This window comes from Epibacterium sp. ABZ3_068, from assembly GCF_056159265.1.
Genome location: NZ_JBSWUV010000006.1, coordinates 1 through 6,634 on the forward strand (window position 1 = coordinate 1; position 6,634 = coordinate 6,634).

Here is a 6,634-nt window from a genome sequence, read left to right on the forward strand (position 1 = left end):
TGTGCAGATATCGAGATCAAAACCGAGCATACAAATCGGCGAGTTTTTCAACTGAATAAGCCCGAAGCTGACGGTTTCAACGCAAGTGTCTTCGAGTGCTGAAGTCTTGATTTCGCCCGTATCATGAGCCACTAAGCATTCATGACCACACGATGCATATCATCTCGGTTGCCAAACCATTCAACACTCCTTCGGGCGTGGTATCGCTGAGCGCTTTTGCACTCGGCCCATATACTCGCATGTTGAAATGTTTGCTGGAGATGAAGCATGACTATTCCCTCGGTGCTTGAGCACCTTGTTTTCGAAATTTCTGAATTTGCCGATACAGATTTTTGCAATCGGGTTATTGATCGAGCAAACGCTATCGGTTTTGAACCTGCGACCATCACGTCCGAAAATGGAACTTTGGTTGCGCCAGAAATCCGAAACAACGACCGTGTAATATTTGATGACTTTGATTTTGCTGAAGAAATATGGATTCGGGTATCGTCTCACTTCCGGAAGCCGTTTAAGGGCCTGACAGCAACCGGCTTAAATAAACGCTTTCGTGTTTACAGATATGTGGCAGGTCAGTTCTTCGATTGGCATCAGGACGGTGAATTTCAACAAACCGATGGGTCTGTAAGCAAATTTACTATGATGATTTACCTGAACGACGGGGTGGACGGAGGCGGAACCTCTTTTGCAGACGTGTTTTCGCCGTATGTATTTACGGACTTCACAATCGAGCCAGCCGTGGGAAAAGCGCTAATATTTCACCATCCACTTTCACACCGAGGCGATTCAATCAACAGCGGTGTAAAGTATGTATTGCGCACCGATGTTATGTTTAGGGCCAAAATCTAAGGCCTGCTTTGTCCGCTAAGCCGTCGCAGCACTGATCTGGTTTTGGGATATCTGCGGGGGGCGGGGGGACAACGCCCCCAATGGATCACAGCTGTTTGGCCAGAACGCTTTCGATGCGGGCCACATCCTCGGGGTTGTTCAGCTCCCAGAACACCCGGCCGCGCCCCTCCACCTCGACACAGGCCACGGGCGTGTCGTTGAACAAAAACCGCAGCTGTTCCAGCCCTTCGCGGTTTTCCAGATCACATTCCCCCCAGGTGCCATAGGCGCGCAAAGCCGCCGGGCGATAGGCGTAAACCCCCACATGGTGATAGACCGGGATATCCGCATCCGGCACTTTGCCCGGATCGATATAGGGCAGCACTTCTTTTGAGAAATAAAGCGCGTGGCCTTTGGCGTTGAACACGGCCGTGGTGCCGCCCACACGGCCGGCTTTGCGGTCTTCGACAAAATGGCCATAGGTGAGCGGGTCACATTGCAAGACCGGCGTGGCCACCTGGGCCTCGGCGTCGGCTTTCATGGCGGCAATCAGATCTTCGACAAACCAGGTCGGCGTCAGGGGGGCGTCTCCTTGCAGGTTGACCACCAGATCCGCGTCAATCGCGCCGACGTCCAGCGCCGCCGCACAGCGGGCGGTGCCGTTTTCGCAAGTGGTCGGCGTCATGATCACAGAGGCGCCAAACCCTTCGGCGGCCTCTTTGATCCGGTCATCATCGGTCACCACATGGACCGCATCGACACCCTGAACGCCCATTGCCGCTTCCCAGCTCATCCGGATCAGGCTTTTGCGGCTGCCGTCAGGCTGTGTCAGCTCCACCAGAGGCTTGCCCGGATAGCGGGTCGAGGCATAGCGGGCGGGGATCAGGATCACGGTTTTCATGGGAATGCCTCTTGTTTAGAGCCGAATATCTATCAGGCGACGCCGGCGCGCAGCAGGTCGTGGATATGCAGGATGCCCACAGGGGCACCGGTCGTATCCACCACCATCAGCACCGAGATCTTGCGGGCGTTCATGGTGGCCAGCGCCGATGCGGCCAGTTCGTCCGGGGCCACGGTGATCGGGTCTTTGCTTGCGATCTCACCGGCGGTGGCGCGCAGCAGCTGCGCCATATTGCGCCGCAAATCCCCGTCCGAGATCACGCCGGACAGGCGGTCCCCCGCGACCACGGCGGCAATGCCAAAGCCTTTGGAGGTCATGGTCAGCAGGCAATCCTGCATCGGGGTATCCGCGGTGACCAGGGGCAGGGCGTCGCCCGAATGCATCAGCTGCGCCACAGTGGCCAGCTGTGCGCCCAGTTTGCCGCCCGGGTGAAAGACGCGGAAATCTTCGGGCATAAAGCCGCGCTGATCCATCAACGCCACGGCCAGCGCATCCCCCAGTGCCAATGTCAGCGTGGTGGATGTGGTGGGCGCCATGCCGATCGAACAGGCCTCAGGCGCAGGCGGCAGGCACAGGCGGTAATCGGCGGCCTTCATCAGCGTGCTGTCGGGTTTGGAGGAAATCGCCACGGTGGGGATCGAAAAGCGCCGGGTATGGGCCAGGATATCCTGCAGCTCGGTGGTTTCGCCTGAATTGGAGATCAACAGACAGATATCAGCGGGCGTTACCATGCCCAGATCGCCATGGCTGGCTTCGGCGCAATGGACAAAATAAGACGGCGTGCCGGTAGAGGCAAAGGTTGCGGCAATCTTGCGTCCGATATGGCCGGATTTGCCGATACCAGAGACGATAACACGCCCTTTGGCGCCCAGGATCAATTCGACCACGGCGGCAAAATCGGGCGGCAGGGTCTCTCCCATCTGCGCCAGGGCGGCGGCCTCAACCGCCAGAACATGCTGGCCCGAGGCGATAATGGCCTCGGGGGAAATGCTGGGGGTGGCCTTGCGCGCTTCTGACATCAATAACTCTCGGTGTGGCATGGGTGTTTTGCCTTCCTAGGGGGCGGATCCTGCCTAGGCAAGGGGGGAGGCTCTGGATATGGTCCGCCCAAACGGGCATGCACTGGCAATCACAGGACAAAGAGATGGCACCGAAATTTGGAACAAGCGGGCTGCGCGGCCTGGTGGTGGAGCTGACAGCGGAGCGGGTGGCCGATCATGTGCGGGCCTTTATTGCGGCCTGCGACACCGGTACGGGGATTTGTCTTGGCTGGGATATGCGCCCCTCTTCGCCTGAGATCGCCCAGGCGGTGCGCGCCGCCGTGACCGGTGAAGGGGTGACGCTGATAGACTGCGGCGCGGTGCCCACGCCGGCATTGGCGCTGGCGGCGCAGGCGCGCGGGGCGGCGGCCATTATGATCACCGGCAGCCATATCCCGGCCGACCGCAACGGGCTGAAGTTCTATTCCAAGACGGGTGAAATCACCAAAGAGGACGAAGCCGCAATCAAGGAAAACCTGGGCCGTGGCGCAGGGGAGGGCGGTGGCGTGGTGGACAAGGACAGGCGCGTTGGCGCCGCCTTTGTGGCGCGCTATGTGGCGGCCTGCGGGCCGGATGCGCTGCAGGGCAAACGCATCGGGCTTTACAGCCATTCGGCGGTGGGGCGGAACCTTCTGGCTGAAATCCTTGAGAAGCTGGGGGCCTTTGTGCTGGATCTGGGCCGGTCCAGAACGTTTATCCCTGTTGATACCGAAGCGGTGGATCCCGAGACCCGCGCGCAGGTGGAGGCCTGGGTCAAAGAGCATGATCTGGACGCGCTGGTTTCCACCGATGGGGACAGTGATCGGCCTTTGCTGGCGGATGAACAGGGGCAGATCGTGCCCGGTGATGTGATGGGGCAAATCACGTCTGAGACTCTGGGGGCCGAGGTGGTGGTGACGCCGATCTCCTCCAATTCCGGCGTGGCCCAAAAGGGGTTTCATCAGGTCACGCTCACCCGCATCGGTTCGCCTTATGTGATTGCGGGCATGGAGGCCGCATCTGGCAAAGTGGTCGGCTATGAGGCCAATGGCGGCTATCTTCTGGGGTTTGCGGCCGAGGGCCCTGCCGGGACGCTCTCGCCTTTGAAAACCCGCGACTGTGTGCTGCCCTTGCTGATGACGCTGATCGCCGCCGGAGAGGGGCCACTGTCGGCGCGTGTGGCTGAGGAGCCTGCGGTGGTTACTGTTGCGGATCGTCTGCAGGAGGTGCCACAGGAGGCCTCCCAGCCCTTTGTTGCGGCGCTGGCGCAGGATGCGGATGCGCGGGCGGCGTTTCTGCACGCTCTGGGGGTCAGCGAGGCCAGCCTGGATCTGACCGACGGGGTGCGTATGACGCTTGTGGGCGGTGGTGTGATCCATATCCGTCCTTCGGGCAATGCGCCTGAACTGCGTCTGTATGTAGAGGCAGAAAACAGCAAACTGGCAGCCGAGCGCTTAAAAGCGGGGCTTGCGCATTTGCGCAGCGCGCTTGGGTAAGGGTTGCTTGTATGGGCGCCGGGAAGCTGCCTATATGCATATAAGTTTCATTGCACCAATCGTGGGTGCTTAGAAGTCGGATGCACGTTATGCTCAAAAATAAAATTGCTGTTGCCGGAATTGGTTATGTCGGATTGTCTAATGCTGTGTTGTTGGCCCAACATCATGCGGTCGTCGCGCTGGATATCACGCAAGAACGGGTTGATCTTCTGAACCAGCGCAAAAGCCCGATTGTGGATGCGGAACTGGCTGATTACCTCGCCACCAAAGAGCTGGATCTGAGCGCCACCACCGATGCAGGCACAGCCTTTGCAGATGCGGATTTCGTGATCGTGGCCACGCCGACGAATTACGACCCCAAAACCAATTATTTTGACACCTCCACGGTGGAAACGGTGGTGGAACAGGCTTTGGCGATGAACGACAAGGCCACCATCGTGATCAAATCCACGGTGCCGGTGGGCTTTACTGAAGGGCTGCGGGAACGTTTGGGCACGGATCGTGTGGTGTTCAGCCCCGAATTTCTGCGGGAGGGCCGCGCGCTTTATGACAATCTGCACCCCTCGCGCATCATTGTCGGCGCCCAAAGCGACAGCGCCCGCCGGTTTGCGGAGCTGCTGGCCGAAGGCGCGCTGGACAAGGATGTGCCGACCCTGTTTACCGACAGCACCGAGGCCGAGGCGATCAAACTGTTCGCCAATACCTATCTGGCGATGCGGGTTGCGTTTTTTAACGAGCTGGACAGCTATGCGCTGTCACGTGATCTGGACGCGCGCCAGATCATCGAAGGTGTGGGGCTCGATCCGCGCATCGGCAGCCATTACAACAACCCGTCATTTGGCTATGGCGGTTATTGCCTGCCCAAGGACAGTAAACAGCTGCTGGCCAATTACGCCGAGGTGCCCCAGAATATCATCCGCGCCATTGTTGATGCCAACCGCACCCGCAAGGACTACCTGGCCGAGGCGATCATTGCCAAAAAACCCGCCTGTGTGGGCATCCACCGGCTGGTGATGAAGGCAGGGTCGGATAATTTCCGCCAGTCTTCGGTGCAAGGCATTATGAAACGGATCAAGGCCAAAGGCATCCCGGTCATTGTCTATGAACCCAGCCTGCCTGAGGATGAGTTTTATGGCTCCAAGGTGGTGCGCGATCTGGACGCCTTTAAGGCAGAGGCCGATGTGATCGTCGCCAACCGCCAGACCGACGATCTGGCAGATGTGGCCGACAAGGTCTTTACCCGCGATCTCTTTGGCAATGATTGAATTCCGGGTGGTGCGCCGATGCTGTCCCTGCTGAACCGCTGGCGCGCCTTCCCCCCCCTATCCCCCAACGCCCCATTTTATGCGGTGGGGGATATCCACGGCTGCTACGATCTTCTTCTGAAGATTTTCCCCGAATTAGAGCCTGATCTGCCGGTGATCTGTGTCGGAGATTATATCGACCGTGGCCCCCAGAGCGCGGCGGTGCTGCGCTTTTTAAAGGCCAGGTCGCAGCCTTTGGCGGCAACAGGCACAAAGGGGCAGGACCCGGCGCAGCTCATCTGTCTGAAGGGCAATCACGAAGCGATGCTGCTGCGGTTTGTGGACAACCCTGCGCGCGGGGCACCCTGGTTGCGATATGGCGGGGTGGAGACGCTCGAAAGCTTTGGCATCACGGTGCCGCCCGCCCCGGAAGACCATGCCCAGGATCTCCACGCGCAGCTGGTTGCGGCCCTGGGTCCTGAGCTGATCGCCTGGCTCCGGGAGCTGCCGACCTTCTGGCGCTCTGGGAATGTGGCGGTCACCCATGCCGGGGCGGACCCGCGCGGCCCGATTGAGGCACAGGACCCCAAACACCTCATCTGGGGGCATCCGGATTTTGCCCGGTTGCGGCGGCGGGATGGCACCTGGGTTGTTCATGGCCATGTCATCCAGTCGTCCCCCAGCCAAACCCATGGCAAGATCAATATTGACACCGGTGCCTTTGCCACCGGGCGGCTGACCGCTGCGCGGATTGCAAAAGACGGCGTCACATTTGTCGAAGTCACGGGCTGACCTCCCGTGTCGCCTATACCGGGGTGTCAGCCCCCCGCCTGCGCCGCCAGATAGGCCTGGAAGTAATCCGCCCCCAGGCCGCGTAGCGCTGCCGCATCAAAATGCCGGTCATCCAGCGCCGTGCTGTGCGCCGCACTGCTGGCAAAGCCGCAGTGATCCAGGAAATTGGGGGCATCGGCCAGAATGGCCTGGATCTGTGGCACTTCGTTGAGGGTGAAAGACGGCAACAGCCCACCACAGACAAAGGGGGTGTCCGCCGCTGCGGCTGTCACATCGCTGCGCAGGCTGGTGACAAATTGCGCCAGGTTCGCCTGATAGCTGGCCGCAGCATTCTGCGCGCCGTCCCGCTCGCCCTGA

The 6,634-nt window shown here is 59.8% G+C and carries 7 protein-coding genes; 4 read left to right on the forward strand and 3 right to left on the reverse strand.

Translation table 11 applies throughout. The annotated features are described in order from the left end of the window. Positions 1-267: 267 nt before the first annotated feature. Positions 268-846, forward strand: a complete 579-nt coding sequence (locus ACXAEW_RS22205) for a 2OG-Fe(II) oxygenase (protein WP_474943531.1) — start codon at positions 268-270, stop codon at positions 844-846. A gap of 85 nt (positions 847-931) precedes the next feature. Here ACXAEW_RS22205 and ACXAEW_RS22210 read toward each other — a convergent pair whose 3' ends face one another. Then, on the reverse strand, positions 932-1,726 hold the full coding sequence (locus ACXAEW_RS22210) for a 3-deoxy-manno-octulosonate cytidylyltransferase (RefSeq protein WP_474943532.1): 795 nt from the start codon (positions 1,724-1,726) through the stop codon (positions 932-934). A 32-nt stretch (positions 1,727-1,758) separates the two neighbouring features. Then, entirely contained in the window at positions 1,759-2,745 is a 987-nt protein-coding gene (locus tag ACXAEW_RS22215; RefSeq protein ID WP_474943533.1) for a KpsF/GutQ family sugar-phosphate isomerase, read from the reverse strand. Between the two features lie 125 nt (positions 2,746-2,870). Here ACXAEW_RS22215 and ACXAEW_RS22220 point away from each other — a divergent pair, with 125 nt between their 5' ends. From ACXAEW_RS22220 to ACXAEW_RS22230, 3 genes are all read left to right on the forward strand, one after another. Further along, entirely contained in the window at positions 2,871-4,241 is a 1,371-nt protein-coding gene (locus tag ACXAEW_RS22220; protein ID WP_474943534.1) for a phosphomannomutase, read from the forward strand. 89 nt (positions 4,242-4,330) lie between these two features. Further along, on the forward strand, positions 4,331-5,506 hold the full coding sequence (locus tag ACXAEW_RS22225; protein ID WP_474943535.1) for a nucleotide sugar dehydrogenase: 1,176 nt from the start codon (positions 4,331-4,333) through the stop codon (positions 5,504-5,506). An 18-nt stretch (positions 5,507-5,524) separates the two neighbouring features. After that, positions 5,525-6,277 (forward strand): metallophosphoesterase, encoded by a 753-nt coding sequence (locus tag ACXAEW_RS22230; RefSeq protein WP_474943536.1) that lies wholly within the window; start codon positions 5,525-5,527, stop codon positions 6,275-6,277. 26 nt (positions 6,278-6,303) lie between these two features. Here the strand turns inward: ACXAEW_RS22230 and ACXAEW_RS22235 are convergent. After that, on the reverse strand, positions 6,304-6,634 hold a 331-nt coding region (locus ACXAEW_RS22235; protein WP_474943537.1), incomplete at its 5' end, for a sialate O-acetylesterase.

Bases quoted from the DNA above. Each gene is read 5' to 3' on its own strand.
- ACXAEW_RS22205 (WP_474943531.1), top strand. From the start codon at position 268: ATGACTATTCCCTCGGTGCTTGAGCACCTTGTTTTCGAAATTTCTGAA.
- ACXAEW_RS22210 (WP_474943532.1), bottom strand. From the start codon at position 1,726: ATGAAAACCGTGATCCTGATCCCCGCCCGCTATGCCTCGACCCGCTAT.
- ACXAEW_RS22220 (WP_474943534.1), top strand. From the start codon at position 2,871: ATGGCACCGAAATTTGGAACAAGCGGGCTGCGCGGCCTGGTGGTGGAG.
- ACXAEW_RS22215 (WP_474943533.1), bottom strand. From the start codon at position 2,745: ATGTCAGAAGCGCGCAAGGCCACCCCCAGCATTTCCCCCGAGGCCATT.
- ACXAEW_RS22230 (WP_474943536.1), top strand. From the start codon at position 5,525: ATGCTGTCCCTGCTGAACCGCTGGCGCGCCTTCCCCCCCCTATCCCCC.
- ACXAEW_RS22225 (WP_474943535.1), top strand. From the start codon at position 4,331: ATGCTCAAAAATAAAATTGCTGTTGCCGGAATTGGTTATGTCGGATTG.